The 16,956-nt window shown below is 34.8% G+C and carries 17 protein-coding genes and 1 other RNA gene; 6 read left to right on the forward strand and 12 right to left on the reverse strand.

The genetic code is table 11. From position 1 onward, the window contains the following. The first annotated feature begins 82 nt into the window (after nt 1–82). Entirely contained in the window at nt 83–1,057 is a 975-nt protein-coding gene (locus MR054_RS00920) for a glycosyltransferase family 2 protein (protein ID WP_242155306.1), read from the forward strand. 9 nt (nt 1,058–1,066) lie between these two features. Here MR054_RS00920 and MR054_RS00925 read toward each other — a convergent pair whose 3' ends face one another. The 9 genes from MR054_RS00925 to typA form a co-directional block, all read right to left on the reverse strand. Beyond that, nucleotides 1,067–1,465 carry a sugar 3,4-ketoisomerase gene (locus tag MR054_RS00925; protein WP_242085688.1) on the reverse strand — a complete coding sequence of 133 codons (399 nt, stop codon included), beginning with the start codon at nt 1,463–1,465 and terminating at the stop codon, nt 1,067–1,069. Nucleotides 1,466–1,492: 27 nt separating this feature from the next. Then, complete coding sequence (locus MR054_RS00930; protein ID WP_242155307.1) at nt 1,493–2,950, reverse strand: oligosaccharide flippase family protein; 1,458 nt, start codon at nt 2,948–2,950, stop codon at nt 1,493–1,495. A gap of 22 nt (nt 2,951–2,972) precedes the next feature. Next, nucleotides 2,973–4,076: a DegT/DnrJ/EryC1/StrS family aminotransferase gene (locus MR054_RS00935; protein ID WP_242155308.1), complete on the reverse strand. Its 1,104-nt coding sequence runs from the start codon at nt 4,074–4,076 to the stop codon at nt 2,973–2,975. A gap of 44 nt (nt 4,077–4,120) precedes the next feature. Beyond that, nucleotides 4,121–5,617, reverse strand: a complete 1,497-nt coding sequence (locus MR054_RS00940; protein ID WP_242155310.1) for a hypothetical protein — start codon at nt 5,615–5,617, stop codon at nt 4,121–4,123. Continuing rightward, complete coding sequence (locus MR054_RS00945; RefSeq protein WP_242155311.1) at nt 5,607–6,995, reverse strand: class I SAM-dependent methyltransferase; 1,389 nt, start codon at nt 6,993–6,995, stop codon at nt 5,607–5,609. Before MR054_RS00945 ends, MR054_RS00940 begins: the two co-directional genes overlap by 11 nt. Further along, nucleotides 6,988–7,188, reverse strand: a complete 201-nt coding sequence (locus tag MR054_RS00950) for a hypothetical protein (protein WP_242085679.1) — start codon at nt 7,186–7,188, stop codon at nt 6,988–6,990. The genes MR054_RS00945 and MR054_RS00950 overlap by 8 nt, the downstream gene beginning before the upstream one ends. Before the next feature lie 65 nt (nt 7,189–7,253). Beyond that, nucleotides 7,254–8,555, reverse strand: coding sequence for an O-antigen translocase (locus MR054_RS00955; protein ID WP_242155312.1), 1,302 nt, complete (start codon nt 8,553–8,555; stop codon nt 7,254–7,256). A 123-nt stretch (nt 8,556–8,678) separates the two neighbouring features. Continuing rightward, entirely contained in the window at nt 8,679–8,927 is a 249-nt protein-coding gene (locus MR054_RS00960) for a uroporphyrinogen decarboxylase (RefSeq protein WP_242155313.1), read from the reverse strand. Between the two features lie 69 nt (nt 8,928–8,996). Then, nucleotides 8,997–10,796, reverse strand: coding sequence for a translational GTPase TypA (typA, locus tag MR054_RS00965; RefSeq protein ID WP_242155314.1), 1,800 nt, complete (start codon nt 10,794–10,796; stop codon nt 8,997–8,999). 249 nt (nt 10,797–11,045) lie between these two features. Here typA and kdsA point away from each other — a divergent pair, with 249 nt between their 5' ends. After that, nucleotides 11,046–11,867, forward strand: coding sequence for a 3-deoxy-8-phosphooctulonate synthase (gene kdsA, locus MR054_RS00970; RefSeq protein ID WP_242155315.1), 822 nt, complete (start codon nt 11,046–11,048; stop codon nt 11,865–11,867). A 73-nt stretch (nt 11,868–11,940) separates the two neighbouring features. Here the strand turns inward: kdsA and MR054_RS00975 are convergent, their stop codons facing one another. The 3 genes from MR054_RS00975 to MR054_RS00985 all read right to left on the reverse strand — a co-directional run bounded on the left by MR054_RS00975 (nt 11,941) and on the right by MR054_RS00985 (nt 14,513). Beyond that, nucleotides 11,941–12,264, reverse strand: coding sequence for a DUF1801 domain-containing protein (locus MR054_RS00975; protein WP_242155316.1), 324 nt, complete (start codon nt 12,262–12,264; stop codon nt 11,941–11,943). A 150-nt stretch (nt 12,265–12,414) separates the two neighbouring features. Next, the gene (locus tag MR054_RS00980) at nt 12,415–13,149 is read right to left on the reverse strand and encodes a slipin family protein (RefSeq protein ID WP_242085673.1); all 735 of its coding nucleotides are present in this window, start codon (nt 13,147–13,149) and stop codon (nt 12,415–12,417) included. 158 nt (nt 13,150–13,307) lie between these two features. Then, complete coding sequence (locus MR054_RS00985; RefSeq protein WP_242155317.1) at nt 13,308–14,513, reverse strand: NAD(P)-dependent oxidoreductase; 1,206 nt, start codon at nt 14,511–14,513, stop codon at nt 13,308–13,310. 133 nt (nt 14,514–14,646) lie between these two features. On the opposite strand from MR054_RS00985, the gene ssrA reads away from it, so the two are divergent. From ssrA to MR054_RS01005, 4 genes are all read left to right on the forward strand, one after another. Next, nucleotides 14,647–15,044, forward strand: a transfer-messenger RNA (tmRNA) gene (gene ssrA, locus MR054_RS00990). Nucleotides 15,045–15,385: 341 nt separating this feature from the next. Continuing rightward, nucleotides 15,386–15,682 (forward strand): hypothetical protein, encoded by a 297-nt coding sequence (locus MR054_RS00995; protein WP_242155318.1) that lies wholly within the window; start codon nt 15,386–15,388, stop codon nt 15,680–15,682. Nucleotides 15,683–16,172: 490 nt separating this feature from the next. Further along, nucleotides 16,173–16,556, forward strand: coding sequence for a hypothetical protein (locus tag MR054_RS01000; protein WP_242155320.1), 384 nt, complete (start codon nt 16,173–16,175; stop codon nt 16,554–16,556). Between the two features lie 19 nt (nt 16,557–16,575). After that, nucleotides 16,576–16,818, forward strand: coding sequence for a hypothetical protein (locus tag MR054_RS01005; RefSeq protein WP_242155322.1), 243 nt, complete (start codon nt 16,576–16,578; stop codon nt 16,816–16,818). The last annotated feature ends 138 nt before the right edge of the window (nt 16,819–16,956 follow it).

Genomic DNA, 16,956 nt, shown 5'->3' on the forward strand with positions numbered 1-16,956 from the left:
CATGAGTAATCTAGGAGATTTATTTAAACTAGCAAAACATTAATCGCTCAAGTTTTATTCTAAAATCGTTAAACCTCCAACAATGGTCGAATTATCCATAGCACTAATCACTTATAATAGTGAACTTTATATTCATGAAACCCTGAAATCCCTATTAAAGCAAAAATGTGCTTTCGACTATGAAATCGTAGTGGGCGACGACGGTTCGACCGATAACACTTTTGAGATCCTTCAATCCTATAAAAGGGATTACCCAAATGTTTTCAACATAAAAAAAAATGAAAAACAGTTAGGCATACTGCATAATTTCAAAACCACCATAGATCGATGCGTTGGAAAATACGTTTTTAATTTTGATGGAGATGATATCGTAAAAAGTCCTTTTGCCTTTGAAAAATTAGTTGCGGTATTTCGAAACAAACCTCATTTAGGTTTTGTGGATTCCGGATACGATAAATATTTTGAAGCTAAAAATAAGACCCAGTATTTTGTAAACAAGAATTCGATAACCGCATCTAAAACTGACTACAAAAATTACATTTTTCTAGGAAAAATTATTCCAATTGGCACCTGTTTTAATAGGTCCCTTTTGATGAAGTATGTCGATTTTGAAACTTATATCGCTAAAAATGTCACCATTGAAGATTACCCTACCTTAGTCGATATGGTTGCAAATTGCGATTTCGAAAGGATAAATGAATCCTTGTTTATTTACAGAATTCATGATAAATCTTATTCATACCAAACAGATTTTGAAAACTATTTTTTTCTAAGACAGGAGATGCTTGGTTTATTTAATTATTTTAAATCCAAATATCATTTCAAGGAAGACTTAAGTGAGGTATTTCACCAGAAATATTATAAAACCATTCTTTACCTGGCCGGTTCCTATGAAAAAAAAGACCTGGGAAAGGAAATGTTCGCTAAAATAAAAACAAAGAATAGTTACGATTACATTCACTACCTGGCAAGTCAGTACAAAATTATTAGAAAACTGGTCGGGTTGAGGAAAACCAAAAATTTAATTTTGCAAAAAATACGATTGGCTCTAAATTAAAGATTTAAACTAAGCTTTTAAAAATGTTCCAAAATCTCTAATATAATCTTCTTCTTTGTGAACATCGGATGCAAGAACCAAACATATTGCAGCATAAGAAAAATCACGAACTTCATGCCAAACCATATTTGGCACAAACAGTCCTTTATTTGGCCTTTCCAGTTTAATAGTTAATTTCTCCTGCTCTGTATCTATTAAATCTATGGTAAAACTCCCATTGAGGGCGATTAAAAGGGTTAAGTGTTCGATATGGGCATGTCCTCCTCTCATACAATGTTTTGGGACATTATAGATGTAAAAGACTCTTTGTATATCAAAAGGCAATAGTTTATTCTCAACGATGGCCATCCCACCCCGATAATCATTAAAATCGGGGATATCAATTAGTTTTACTTTACTTATGCTCAATCTTTTTAATTTTAATGGATTATTATTTTAGTCATGCTTAAACCTGTCAAAAAAATTAAAGTGATTGTTTAATTTAAATAAGGTAAAACACAATGAACACAAAATTACTAAAATCATAATGGTGTGTTTTATAATTCCGTTGTCTATAAATAATAACCCCACCATTATGAGGAATTGAAATATACATACATAAAACAGGTTATTGAAATTTAAGTCGAATTTAAATCCGTAATTTTTGGTCACGATCCATTTTATAAATAAAAGATCAAGGATATGGTAAACCAAAAATCCAATTCCAATTCCTGTTAGTCCGTAAATTTGGTATCCCGCGACAACGAAAGTCAATAAAACCAAATGCGTTATGAGTTCGGTTATAAAATATAATTTAGAATCTCCCTTTGCCAATAACATAAATCCCATGGACCAGGATACGGATTTGAACGCCGTTGATAACATCCCATAGGTAATCATTCCAAGTATGGGTAAAAATGCCTTTGAATAGAGCAGGGTGACAATGAAAGGCTTAATAGCTAAAAAAATGACAATCAAAGGTGTTATTAAAAGGAGTAGGATATAGGCCTGTTCATTAACCGTCTTATTCACCATGCCACTATCTTGGGATACTTTCGACAGTCTCGGGAAAAAATCCTTACTTAAGGCACTAAAAAATATCGCCACATAGGAATGTATAAGTGCAAACCCGGCATTATACAGGCCAACTTCCTCTACACCTCCCGTATTGGTGATATAGACCTGAATGATATATGCTATGGCCAATGCCATAATACTCGCCAAACTTAAATAGAGTCCGGGCTTCAAAATAGTCTTTCCGGTCTCGATAAGCTTCTTTAAGGGGTAATTGCCGGCACTTATTTTTAATTGTTTTATATAATAATTAGATACAAAGAAGCTGATTCCGGCGGTGGTTACTATTACCCAAGGAATACCTTTTTCCCCAAAAAAGTAATAAATCCCCACCGTTGGTATTAAACTTAACACACTGGATAGGGTAATCACCTTTGCTAAATTTTTTAATGATCTTAAACCCTGTAAGATTGCTAAATTTCCCGTTGCCAATTGATTAAACAAAATCGCCATCGAAACTATAATAAAAAATGAGGTATAGGATTTATGGTTAAAGGCCAATTGACTCAGCAAAGGTGACCCTATTAAAATAATCAGGGCACCCAGAATCGCGGTGATTAAGGTTATTTTCAATATTAATTTCACCAACTGCGGTTGTTTCTCCTTTTCTGAAGACGCTATTTCTTTAACTGCGGTAACATCTATACCACATCTTGTTAATGCCTGGATTAAATTTAAGGTGGACATTAAAACACCAAAGATGCCAACACCTGAAACCCCAATTAACAGGGCTGCTGCTTTCGTTTTTAATATGGAAACCAGAATGGTAATGGATTGAACTCCTCCAAATAAGGAAGTCGCCTTAATAATTTGCTTGTATGAGTTGCTTTCCGTTTTCAAATAATCTCTTAGGGTATAAAAATCACCTAAAGTTGGTTAAAAGGTTTGCAATTTTTTCTATTTCTGATGATTTCAAATAGGTATTTAACGGTAAACTTAAAATTTCATTGTGCAATTTACTTGTTATTGGCAGATGCAAGGTTTTAAGATGAGAATAAGCCTTTTGATGGTGTATGGCTTTAGGATAATGAATGAAAGTCTCCACCCCATTTTCAAATAAATAGGACTTTAATCGGTCCCTATTCACATTTTTAATAACAAATAAATGAAAAACATGTTCATTTATATGGGTAAACTGGGGTAAGCTTATTTGGTCATTATCAATCAGACTTAAATACTGTTGCGCAATGGATTTTCGCTTTTGGTTATCTGAATCCAAACGGGTTAACTTAACCCTTAAAAATGCGGCTTGCAGCGCATCTAATCTGCAATTATAACCGACAAGATCATTGTCATAAGCTGTTGCCCTTCCATAATTTCTTAATTTATATACCACCTCTGCCAATGCACTATCATTGGTTGTTACGGCCCCGGCATCCCCCAGGGCTCCCAGGTTTTTTGTAGGATAAAAACTAAATGCCGCAGCATCCGATACATTACCCGCTTTCCTCCCATCAAAACAAGAAGCCCCGTGTGCCTGAGCAGCATCTTCTATTAAAATTAAATCCTGTTCCTTGCATAAGGTTTCTAATCCATGGACATCGTATAATTGTCCATATAAATGTACGCCTAATATGGCCTTGGTTTTATGTGTTAACGCGGATTTGGCTTTATGCACATCAATATTGAAGCTGATACTATCCGGTTCAACCAATATCGGTTTCAAATTGGCGCTACTAATGGCAAGAACAGAGGCAATATAGGTATTTGCAGGAACAAGGATTTCATCGCCATCATGTAATTTGCCTAATGTCTTATAGCCTTCAAATATTAAGCGCAGGGCATCCAGTCCATTGCTCGTCCCTATACAATGCCCTGTACCACAATATAATTTAAATGCCGACTCAAATTTTGAAACTTCCTCTCCTAAAATATAATTTCCAGAGTTTAAAAACCTGTTAAAGACGTCTTCATATTCCTCTTTAAATCTAGCGTTTACTTTTTTTAAGTCTAAGAATTTTATCATGTGAAACATTCGTATTAATCTTCTCTACCGTTTTCAATTAATGACTAGTCTGAAATCTTATTAAATACCACTTCACCCTTTTCATTAATACATTCATATATGCCCTTGGGAGCACCCTTATAAATTTCAATATAACTTTTATCCTGCTCCAAATGCTCTAAATAACTTTTATCATTACTTAAATAAGCCATTAGAACTCGAAATAAATTTACGGATGTTTTAATTTTATGATCAAACAAGGGCGCTTTATTTTTGGGCCATTTTATAGCCAAAAGTGATGTGAAAATTGAACGGATTAATTCTGAATCACTCTGTTTTATCTTGCTTTCATAAGTATCATTAAATCCTAAAAACCCACCGTGATCCGATGCAATGATTATAAGTCCATTTTCATCCTTTTCCAGTATCATATCAATGGTACGTTCCATCCATTGATTGGCCTTTTTTAAACCTTTTGCATACACTTCAATGTGTCCACCGATTTCTGTAGAACCGGGATTATTAATATGGCCCGGAGTTAGCTTTTCCATAAAATAAAAATTATGGGTGTCTTTGTTTTCCATAATTCGATGCTCCAGGTCAGCTTTTATATCCTTTTTAAAATTAAAGCCACTTGGAAAGAAAGAAACCTCATGCTGAGCCATGTTACAATTATCATAAAATAGTTTTGGTCTATTCAACAATAAATAAGGGAATTCCAATAATAAAAAGGTTTTGTATTCATTGTTCTTAAAAATGGACAGGACAGGATTTTCTCCTACAATGATATCTCTGGCATTATATAGTTCGGCCCCGGCTCGCTTATCCCCAAAATAATAATGATGCTTCATAGCGAACATGGAACTGTTTGAGCTTAAAGTAGAATAATAATTGCTTCTGTAATCGTCATATATTTTAAAATCATGATTCTTGAGATAGGTTTTAAAACCGGTATTGTCAAAATTGTAATAGCCCTTGTTGAATTCAGAAAAATTAGCATATCCATCCGGTTGAATGACATATACATTTGGATGTTTTTCGAATTCAACAGAGGTAATATCGTCGACCGGATTCATCCATGTATTGGAATAATTAGCACAGGCGTAAAAATCCGGAATTAATCTCGCAAACACCAAAATGGCCAGCAGCAATTGGGACAAAACAATCTTTCTAAGATACCTTCGTAAAATATAACTGGATATAAATGCCAAAATTAAAATAAGGGCTAAATACCTATAATTAAATCCAAACAAAACAATAACCATATAGGACCCAAAGAACCAATGATTTAAAAATGACATCACATAGGTAATCGTTTGTTCCGATACTTTTAACTTTCCTGCAATCCAGAATATTGCCTTAAATGTAAAGACAGGAGCCACTAAAAAAAACGATATGAAAAAAATGAGCTGATCCCAGGAATTAACTAAGCTTAAATTGGAATTGTAAAAATGAAAAACAGGAGATAATCCAGTAGAAAGCGCCGATAATAACACAACTGCTCCAGTATGTGTTTTTTGATTTAAAAAACGGTTTACCCAAATTCTAATTTTACCGATCATCCTTAACTTTTAACAAATACATTACGCGCTCCGTACCTTCTATGGCCTGAATTTCTATAACCTCAAAGTATTTTGAATACACCGCTTCAAAATGTTCAAGATTGTAAAAATCGAAATGCCCCTCGAACTCCCTTTTTGTTTTAAGTAATCGCTGTACCCATGAATCTTCTCGTTTTGGAAATTCGATGATCAAATACTTTGAAAAAGAGGCAAAAAATTCGGCCGACATGAAAAATGGGACATTTCCGGACAACGACATATGGTGAATAACCGCCAAAGCCAAAGTAACATCCGGAGCAAAGGATTTAATACGATCCAGAAATGAATCTCTTTCTTTATTATTGAACCCTATAGAAGCTGATGGATTTAACACATCTAAGACAAAAGGTAAAATAAAGTTTTCCCTGTTTTTTTTTACCAAATGGTAATTTACATCAATGGCATTATTATCGATGTCACATACTAATGCCTGTTGCAAAGTCCTTGATATTCCTCTAACAAAGGTTCCATCATTACCTCCGATGTCGATTAAGGTATTGGCTTTGAGACTGCCCACCCAGGAATCAACCTGTTTCGATTTTATCAAAAAACTTGGTTCCGAGTAATTTGTTTTTGCATAATAATCCCCCCATTCGCTATCCTCATGAATTTGCAAATTACTGATAAAATCAAATAGGCTGTTTATCAAATTGACTTGTGCTTTTTTGGATAGGGATACTGTTTTAGTATGGCCCTTATAATCCTTATTGTGCTTCTTTTCAAATTTAGCCAACAAGTGAATATTGGCAAATATAAATGGATTAAACCTGGTCTTTAAGGGCAGCATGGAGGACAGCATATCCAAAGGTAACCCGTCAATGAACGCGTTCATTAATTTTAAGGCTTGTGCTCCATTATATTTGGCCAAAATCAAGGGTCCCAGAAAATGCATGATAAATTGTTTATAGGCACGCCATGGGCTATTCTTATGATAAAAATCAAAGGACAGGGTATCCATAAAAATAGCTTTTCCCTTATGAAAAGTAACATTAAAGGCCGATGCGTCTTTAAGTGTGAAGTTCTGGTCCAAACAAAATTTTTGCAATTGGAGCGTTAAAAGAGCCGCTTCCTTGTATTGATAAAAACTCCATTCGTAAGGATAGGTGATAAAAGGTATGTATTGGGGCTGTATTATAATGTTGGTATTTGACGCATGGAGTTCTTCATGCTTAATCAAATGCCCGGAAGACCACAATCTGTTATAAATTCCTTGGTCCTTTAACGCATAATATTGATTGAAGTAAATGGGATTTATACATCTTTTTATTTGACCGCTATCAAAAAAAACATACCCCGAAGGATCCCGAAATGAAGCGGAATGAAGGTCATTACTACTCACCCTTTTCTTTATTTTCTATATCTGCTTTAGGAGCATTAATGTCGTCGATCCCGTTATCTTCTTTAACCAGGCCCAAAAAAAGTTTTATTTTGTAAACCACATTTTTCGAAAACAGCAACACCCCGGCAACAGCTGCAACTATGGCTTGAACGATCATCGCTCCCAAGCCCGGGTCAAAATACAGGAATATCATATTTTTATATTCATTTAAAATTTAAAGCAATCATTTTACAAGGTTTCAATGCAAAGAAAACCATATTATTCAATCTTTTCATTTACCACTCCAAACAAGGAACTTCCGAAGATAAGCAAAATCACACCAAAATACATTAAGTAGCTTACCAAATGACCTATAACCGCCCCCTCTACACCGAATACTTTTATAAAGTAAATACTTGTGACGTATAAAATGATAACAAGAAATGCCTCGGTTACAATATAATGCCAAAACATTTTCTTCGCTAAAAATTGATACGCTATAATTGTGGACAGGACTTTCACAAAATCACCAAGTAATTGCCAAAAAAATAAATCTTCAACGGGTTTAAATTCTTCTGAAAAAATAAACAGAACAATATAGGAGCGTAAAAAATATATAGCTATTAAACCCAGTCCAAAAAGGGGTATCAAAGCTTTATAAAAACGAAATACTTCCTTTCTAAATTCCTTTACGGTATCAATATCGGAAAACCTGGGCAAAACATACAATCCCATAATGGAAGTAACAAACATCAAATAGTATTTTGAAATTCGGGTCATCGCTTCCCAAAAACCGGCATCTTTATAACTTATATGATCAATTATGTAAGACCGAATGGCTAAAAAAATGAAAGGCAAAATCATGGCCGAAAAGAAGGCCATTATCGTATGCGAACTTAACTTTTTAACAAATTTAAAACTTATGCGCTCCACCTGAATTAATCCTACTAAGCTGCGCCTGTGTATTATACCCACCAGGGTTATTAAAAGGATTAAGGCCTCTGCTATGGCAACAGAGATTAAAGCCCCATCAATTTTTTTCTGATAAATTAATACCAATGCCACCGACAATCCCAGCATTTGTCCAATAATATTAATAATTATCAAATTCTTGTACTTAGCAAACCCGTTCATTATGGAAAATGAAAACATATTGAGTGCATAAAACGGGAGCACTATGGCAAAAATCTTTATAACGTAGGCATAATCGTTGTAACTTGGAAAAATAAGATCGTTAATGGATCCTGCAAAAAAGTAACATAAAAAGGACATTAAAATCGTGGTTGCAAACCCTAAATAAAATACCGTAGATAACGTTCTGCTTAATTTTAATACATCCTCCCTAAATTGGGCAATGTACTTTACAGCACCATTATATAATCCCAAAATGGAAATAGACTGTACAGCGCTGGTAAAGTTTCTTAAATTTCCAATAAGGGCAAGACCCTCTGCTCCAATGAATACAGCAATTGCCTTGGAAGTTAAAATCCCCGAAAAGACCTTCACAAAAACCGAGATCGATTTTAATGAAATTACTTTTACAAGCACCTCTTTATTTATGTAAGCCAATAATTTTTTCAAATATCTTGAATAGCAATTTAAACATTCATAACTATAAAAATACAGTAAGTGCCAAGCTTTCCTATGGGATTCAAATATACAAATCGTTTAAGTAATGAAATACGTCCCGGGCTAATAATTACATTATTTTTCCAATCCGGGTCCGTAAATTAGATAATAAAAATTAACCAAAAGAATGGCTGTATTGGCAATGATAATGGGTAATCCAATACGAAGTGATGGCATTAAAAATCCGTAAATAATAAACAAGATACAACCCATCATATTTACAAGGCGCAATGTTTTGACCGTTTTCATGATAAATGACAACAATACCATTAAAGAGGCCAAATAACCAATATATTCCAATCCTGTAATACCAAATAAATCCATAAATCAATATTAAAAAAAAAGAGAAATCTTTGAAAAAATTTCTCTTTATATTTTTGCTATTTAAAGGTATTAAATCACTTTACTGCGCTTTCGTTCCACTTCAGTCAATAATATTTTTCGTAAGCGTAAATGGTTTGGGGTAACTTCAACATATTCATCTTTTTGAATATACTCCAGGGCCTCTTCCAATGAAAACTTAATCGCTGGTACTATTTTAGCCTTATCGTCGGCACCTGAAGAACGTACATTACTCAATTTTTTTGTCTTGGTCACATTTACCACCATATCATCTCCTCGAGAATTTTCACCAATGACCTGTCCCTCATAAATATCTTCTCCGGGATCGATAAAGAACTTACCACGCTCCTGTAATTTGTCAATGGAATACGGAATAGCCTGTCCCTTTTCCATGGAAACCAAACTTCCATTTTGTCGTTCCGGAATGCCTCCCTTTAAAGGTTGATATTCTTTAAAACGATGCGCCATAATGGCCTCTCCGGCAGTAGCCGTAAGTAATTGGTTTCTCAACCCAATAATACCTCGCGACGGCACCATAAATTGACATACCATACGGTCTCCTTTAGCTTCCATGCTTAGCATTTCACCTTTTCTTAAGGTTACCATTTCTATGGCTTTTCCTGAAACCTCTTCCGGTAAATCTATGGTCATTTCTTCAACCGGCTCACATTTTACCCCATCTATTTCTTTAATGATTACTTGTGGTTGTCCGATCTGCATTTCATAACCTTCGCGTCGCATCGTCTCGATTAATACCGATAAATGCAGTACACCACGACCAAAAACCATAAATTTATCAGCGCTATCGGTTTCTTCTACCCGTAAGGCCAGGTTTTTCTCCAACTCTTTGGTTAGTCGTTCTTTTATATGACGGGATGTCACGTACTTACCATCTTTTCCAAAAAAAGGTGAATCATTAATGGTAAACAGCATACTCATGGTAGGTTCATCTATAGCAATTGTTTTTAATCCTTCCGGATTTTCCCAATCGGCAATAGTATCTCCAATTTCAAAGCCTTCAAGTCCTACCAATGCACCAATATCTCCGGCAATGACCTGATCTACTTTTTTACGACCTAATCCTTCAAAAGTATGGAGTTCCTTAATTTTTGACTTGACAACCGTTCCATTACGCTTTACCAATGATATGTTCTGCCCCACTTTTAATTCACCACGGGTTAAACGACCAATAGCAATACGTCCTGTAAATGAAGAGTAATCTAAAGAGGTAATCAACATTTGGGTCGTACCTTCCACAATTTTAGGCGACGGGATATGGTTAATTACCATATCCAGTAGGGGTTCAATACTGTCGGTTTGGTTTTGCCAATCCTCACTCATCCAATTGTTTTTAGCCGATCCATAAACGGTTGGGAAATCCAGCTGCCATTCCTCTGCCCCAAGTTCAAACATTAAGTCGAATACCTTTTCATGTACTTCCTCAGGGGTACAGTTTTCTTTATCAACTTTGTTGATAACCACACAAGGCTTCAACCCTAAATCTAATGCCTTTTGCAACACAAACCGGGTTTGGGGCATGGGGCCCTCAAAGGCATCAACCAACAACAACACCCCATCGGCCATATTAAGAACACGTTCCACTTCACCTCCAAAATCGGCGTGACCGGGAGTATCAATTATGTTAATCTTGGTCTCCTTATAGGTGACCGACACATTTTTTGAAGTAATTGTAATGCCACGTTCACGTTCCAGATCATTATTATCCAGAATTAAATCACCTGTATTTTCATTTTCCCGAAACAACTGACAATGGTACATAATTTTATCAACCAAGGTGGTCTTACCATGATCCACGTGTGCGATGATTGCAATATTTTTAATATTAGCCATAACTCTATGCCTTATTTTAAGCGTGCAAAGGTACTTATAAATAATGGATATATTTATAGTAATGTTTGTTTTGGGCTTTCTTTTTTATTTTTGGTAAAAAAGAAGGCATTAAATACCTTATCTTTCTTGTTTTTAGACACTTAATATGGGTAAAGCTGCGGTTGCCATTCCCATACAAAATCGTAGAATTCAATTATAAAATTATACATTTAATAGTATCTTTGTTCCATAATTTGAAAATGGAAGCCAATGAATCTGCACCAGTTACCCAAACTAAAGCATACAGACTCTAATAACTTTTTTTTACTAGCCGGCCCTTGCGCCATTGAGGGTGAGGACATGGCCTTGCGTATTGCAGAAACCATTGTGAATATTACCAATAAGCTTGAAATCCCTTATGTATTTAAAGGCAGCTTTAAAAAAGCAAACCGAAGTCGGATTGATAGTTTTACCGGAATTGGGGATGAAAAGGCCCTCAAAATTTTAAAAAAAGTTTCAGGCACCTTTGATATTCCTACGATTACTGACATCCATGAAATTTCAGATGCTATTTTTGCAGCGCAATATGTTGATGTTTTGCAGATACCGGCCTTTTTAGTCCGCCAAACGGATTTGGTAGTTGCTGCAGCCAAAACAGGTAAAGTCGTAAATCTTAAAAAGGGGCAGTTTATGAGTCCGGAAGCCATGAAACATGCGGTACAAAAGGTGAAAGATGTAGGAAATGATAAGGTGTGGATTACAGACCGTGGCACCATGTTTGGTTACCAAGACATGATTGTAGATTTTAGGGGCATTCCTACTATGAGAAATTATGCCCCAACCGTTTTGGATGTGACCCATTCACTGCAACAACCCAATCAATCCGCAGGGGTTACCGGAGGGAGACCGGATATGATTGAAACCATTGCCCGCGCCGGTGTTGTTAATCATGTAGATGGTTTATTTATTGAGACCCATTTCGATCCTGCCCATGCGAAAAGTGACGGTGCCAACATGCTCCATTTAAATAATTTGGAACGACTACTCACCCATTTGGTCGCCATTAGGAAAACCATAAACAAATTTAATTAAAGAGAAGAAATTCAAGTACCATAAAAAAAGGTGATCTCCTATATGGTTTGCAAGCCAACCAATTAACTTGAACTTATAAGAACCAGGACCTGGTACTATGCCTGATGTGATTTGCGGCGGTTTGCAAAAGGCTGACAAATTGCTCTTGATCTAAATCTTCCAATGCTTTTAATTGAATTGACCGCACCTGTTTGCGTTGGTTGTCATTCTTAAGTAAGGGAAACTCTTTTTCCAATAAAACACCTTGTACGAATGCGATATCGACGTAATCCCTTCCTTTTAAAATGTTTAAGTATAACAGGGGTTTCTTTCCAATATGGTAAAACGGAATTTTGTAACTGTATCTTTCGCTTACATCGGGTAAAGTATTTAAAATAACACCTCTCACATAAAGCATTATAGATTGGTATGGTTCCTTTTGGTTTATGAAGTATTGGTCAACTGGTTTCAAAATCTTAGAAATGGCATGATGTAGTCTTGACCATTCAAACCTAATAAAAATTCATAACAGTTAATAATCATTACCGTTAATTCCTTTTCCCTATCATCATTTTTTTTCTTTATGCAATACTTCCTCCGGGAATGGAAACAGTATGGTTGAATTTTTCTCGGAGGCGATATTGGATAAGGTTTGGTACAATCTTAATTTAATTGCCGATGGGGACTGATCGATTAACTTACCAGCCTCTAATAACTTCCCGGCCGCTTGCTCTTCGGCTAGTGCTAAAATGATTCGAGCTCGTCTCGAGCGTTCTGCTTCAGCCTGGTTAGCCATCATGCGTTTCATGTTTTCAGGCAATTGAATATCTTTTATTTTAACATCTATAATTTCAATGCCCCATTCCTTAGTTTCAATTTCAACGATATTCTTGATGTTCTTACCCATTTCTTCCCGTTTAGACAAAATGGTATCCAATTCAACCTTACCACAGACATCACGTAAAGCTGCTTGTGATAATTGTGTAATGGCAAATTTGTATTCTTCAACCTCCAAGACGGCCATCTCCGGGTCGACAACCTTAAAAAATACCACCCCATCAATACTGCAGGGTACGTTATCTTCTGTCATAACCTCTTGCGAAACCACATTTATGGTTATCACCCTGATATCCACTATTTGTATCGTTTCAACCAGGGGAATAATCCATCTAAATCCAGGCTGTAAGGTCTTAATATATCTGCCAAACCTAAATTTTATAGCGCGTTTGTATTCAAAAATAATGCGTATCCCTGATAATAGAAATACCACAATAAAAACCGTAAATAATAAAGGAGGATTCATGACTCATTACTTTATGGTTAATACTCAGTTAATCACCTTATAAGGTAACTCTTTTTTATCAACTATAAAAAGATATTCATCAATTAATTATTCAGGATAATTATTCAAAACACAAGGATAGAAACCTGCTTTTATCAATCCTTTATTTTCCTATTGTTTTACTCCATGTCATCAACATAATCCTGCAAATGAGCAAACCGTTCGGTTAATCGTCCGTTCTCCGTAATTTTAGCACGTCGTAAGACACCATCCTTATCACCGTTATAAAAGGCAGGGATCACATGTTCTAAAAACATATCTCCAAAACCTTCGCTGGCATCTTTGGGCAATTCGCATGGCAAATTGTCTACCGCCATTACCGTAATAGCCCCTTTAGCATCAAATGCCACTTCCTGCTCTAACAAGGGATCATAACCGTAAAACGGGTCGGCGATGGTTGACGGTCTTATGGTGCTCGCCACAGGACCATTGATATCACAACTAATATCAGCGATCAAATCAATTTTAAAATCAGGGTCTTTGGCATCTTCACGGGTAAACAAAAATGGAGCACCATCACCATAAAAATGTCCTGCTATAAAAAAGTTAGTTTCCTTGGCATAAGGCATAAAATTACTTTCATAACCTGACGGATCTTTATAAAATTCATTAGTATTACCCACTTTACCATCTTTACGTTTGGCATACTCCATAACATCAACCATACAATACACGGGTTCGGTAAATTTAGAGGTTAAGTACAAGGCATCACTAACCTCCTTTATTTTTAAATGGTCTAAAATTTCTTTTGCTCCACGAGCGACTTTTCCGGTGCCTGAAAGCAAAATTTTAATATTTGGCACTTTTATTTTGTCCAACTCCATTTTTACGGCATTCAAATCGGCAAGGGATTCCACTTTGGGCAATTGAAACAGTTTGTTCTTTAAACCCAAGGCTCGAAATCCATTATAGGCCCCTACCAAACCGGCATAGCGTCCAAATCCGATTAATCGGAAGCCTTCAATGTTCACAATAGCTTCATGATCGTATAGCTCAATGTTTTTATCTAAAATAGCTTTCAATAACCCTCTGTTGTAGGGTTGCCTTTTGATGGTGTGGGAGAAAAAAAAGTATGTTTTATTGGGTATTAGTGCCTCTATCGGAACTTCTTTTACACCTATCATCACATCACAACCGGACACATCGTCGGTCACCTTGAATCCGGCTTCCTGATATTGCCTGTCCGGAAAAATTCGTATATCTGATGATTCCACTTTAAAATTACTTTCCGGAAATTGGATTTTGACTTGTTTTAGCTTTGATGGTGAAAAGACAACACGACGATCTGGCGGATTTTTGCGTTCTTTTATGATGGCAAACTTCATAATAGTATTATGGAATAATTTTTGCACTAAAATACTCGGATTTATATTGAATTACAAAGTTTTTGATAACTTTGCTGGCCTGAGTTTGAGATTCTTTGTGATCTTATAAATTTGTAATTTACTATCTCATCATGGGGTCGACTGGTTTTGACAGCGAGATGTATTGAATGGTAAGCACGTCGTGTAAGGGTTTTGAAACACGTAAAAGGCTAGACCAAATATTAAACGGCGAGAATAACTACGCTTTAGCTGCTTAAGAACCGAATTATAGTAAGTTCAAGCCTTTGTCCCGCTAGGCGGGAAAGCTAAATGTCCCTTGAAAGCCTTGGTTTATGGCGTTCTAATTTGGGGCATCGTAAAAGTAAACCTAGAGGTGTTAGTGCATCGATAATGCTTCGAAACTTAAGATGATAAGCTAAAAGTAGATGGTTTTTAGTCGGCTTTTAGTCGAAAACCAAATAAAAACTAAACGTGTAGAAGGCTATTTGATAACTTGTTTGGACGAGAGTTCGATTCTCTCCGACTCCACAGTTAACTCCCATAACATTAATGTTTATGGGAGTTTTTATTTATGGTTGATAATTTAGTTGATAATTTAGTTGATAATTTAGTTGATAATTTAGTTGATAATTTAGTTGATAATTTAGTTGATAATTTATACGATTTTTCTATTACAACGATAGAATAATCAAACTTAATATTATTCTTTAAAATTATTTCTTTAAGTATAGATAATTTTAAGTGCTTTATATGAATTATATTACACTTTGATAGTTTATCCGATTTAATTTTAATAAATTAGAATCTTAAACCTATTATATATTACAAATACGATTAACTCGTTATAATATAATATTATTAAAATTCTAAATATGAAAAATTTAATTTTTTGCTTTCTATTCGCTTTTGTTTTAAATATGGATTTGAACGCTCAAACATCTCCTAATTATGATATTTATACTTATGGTCAATACGGTCAGAAGCAAAAAGCAGCAACTACACAACAAAATTATGGTGGCGGAACGGATGTTTATCAATATGGTCAGTATGGTCAAAAACAAAAAACTCAAACCTATGAGGATAATTACAGTGGTGGAACAGATGTTTATCAATATGGTCAGTATGGTCAGAAAGAAAAGATTGGAACAATTCAAAAGAATCCATATTAATTTTTCAACTTGAAATTATAAAACCTTTCTTCATCCCCAGATTCTGAAAATCTTTTACCATTATTAATTAGAGTCTTGTTGAATAACGACCAACAATGGTTACGAAATTCGTTACCCCCGGCATGTATCTTTAAAAATTCCTCTATTTCTTTATTGCTAAAAATAATCTTGACAATAGGGAATTTTAATAAAAACTTTTCGAAAGTCTCAACAGTGTAAGGTTTTCCTTTTCTCATAATGACTTTTGTGAATTGACACATTCGATAATATATACCTTTTCTCTTACAAAGAATAATATTTATCTTACGAATAATAAAATTGTACCTTTACTTTCAATCAAATTAATATTAAAAATGATAGAAACTTTCACTAAGGCAATTGTACGGGGATTGGAAGAAATTATGGAAAAGCGGCAAGTAACAAATTATTAGGCGATGCACATTCAACGCCCTATAGAAGGGTTGAGAATTATTCAAAAGCAAAAAAAGTATTGGGTTCTTCAACAGGAGGATATAAACATGAAAATCAACTCGATAGATTAATAAGGACATTTCAGATAAAAGGTGAGTTGGCAACTTTCAATTCAGCACAAAATATATACAACGAATACTTTAACCTTGTTAAAGAGGCTAATGCAGATGACGATATTGACCCTTCAGAAGCTGTTTATCTTATAAAGCAATATTATAGAACAGCTGAAATACTTAATAAGATTTCCATTGCATTGAAAGAAATGGGTGCCCAAGAGAAATCACAAGTCGTTATTGAAAAGGTTATCAATCTCAATGAATTTATGAAATCACTTGATGAGAATTACGAGGAGGTTAAAAAAGAAAAGTTAAAAGAATTCAACTATTCATTATTCCATTTATAAAAAAATTTACCACATACGGATGAAGCCAATAGAAGACTTTACATATGGAAATACAATTAGTAAGGATTTGGGCTATCTTGTTTGGTACGCCACCCTCTATGATTACAATAAAACAACAAGGATTTTTAAAAAGATAGTATCTAAAGAAATAAAAATCGTTGCAGTTTATCCAATTTTAAATGAAACCCCTCCTAAAAATGGCAAGTATATTGGATCAATCATTGACGGAGAATTATATTCTGTAAAAATTGAGAAAATATAAGAAAAGGTATTCAAGTGAACTCCGACTCAGCAATTTAAATCCCTACTTATTTGTATTAATGAGTGGGGTTTTTAATTTTTACCATTACCAACCCATGCCATCTTTTTTTTTAATAGCTTTTAACTATGCTTATTTATA

Source organism: Aestuariivivens sediminis, from assembly GCF_022662105.1.
GTDB classification, from domain to species: Bacteria; Bacteroidota; Bacteroidia; order Flavobacteriales; family Flavobacteriaceae; genus Aestuariivivens; species Aestuariivivens sediminis.

What these genes read in the sequence shown, in the direction of transcription:
- typA (WP_242155314.1), bottom strand. Translation starts at nt 10,796, where the DNA reads ATGGCTAATATTAAAAATATTGCAATCATCGCACACGTGGATCATGGT.
- MR054_RS00995 (WP_242155318.1), top strand. Translation starts at nt 15,386, where the DNA reads ATGAAAAATTTAATTTTTTGCTTTCTATTCGCTTTTGTTTTAAATATG.
- MR054_RS00975 (WP_242155316.1), bottom strand. Translation starts at nt 12,264, where the DNA reads ATGCTTTATGTGAGAGGTGTTATTTTAAATACTTTACCCGATGTAAGC.
- kdsA (WP_242155315.1), top strand. Translation starts at nt 11,046, where the DNA reads ATGAATCTGCACCAGTTACCCAAACTAAAGCATACAGACTCTAATAAC.
- MR054_RS00935 (WP_242155308.1), bottom strand. Translation starts at nt 4,076, where the DNA reads ATGATAAAATTCTTAGACTTAAAAAAAGTAAACGCTAGATTTAAAGAG.
- MR054_RS00920 (WP_242155306.1), top strand. Translation starts at nt 83, where the DNA reads ATGGTCGAATTATCCATAGCACTAATCACTTATAATAGTGAACTTTAT.
- MR054_RS00940 (WP_242155310.1), bottom strand. Translation starts at nt 5,617, where the DNA reads ATGATCGGTAAAATTAGAATTTGGGTAAACCGTTTTTTAAATCAAAAA.
- MR054_RS00980 (WP_242085673.1), bottom strand. Translation starts at nt 13,149, where the DNA reads ATGAATCCTCCTTTATTATTTACGGTTTTTATTGTGGTATTTCTATTA.
- MR054_RS00985 (WP_242155317.1), bottom strand. Translation starts at nt 14,513, where the DNA reads ATGAAGTTTGCCATCATAAAAGAACGCAAAAATCCGCCAGATCGTCGT.
- MR054_RS00950 (WP_242085679.1), bottom strand. Translation starts at nt 7,188, where the DNA reads ATGATATTCCTGTATTTTGACCCGGGCTTGGGAGCGATGATCGTTCAA.
- MR054_RS00960 (WP_242155313.1), bottom strand. Translation starts at nt 8,927, where the DNA reads ATGGATTTATTTGGTATTACAGGATTGGAATATATTGGTTATTTGGCC.
- MR054_RS01005 (WP_242155322.1), top strand. Translation starts at nt 16,576, where the DNA reads ATGAAGCCAATAGAAGACTTTACATATGGAAATACAATTAGTAAGGAT.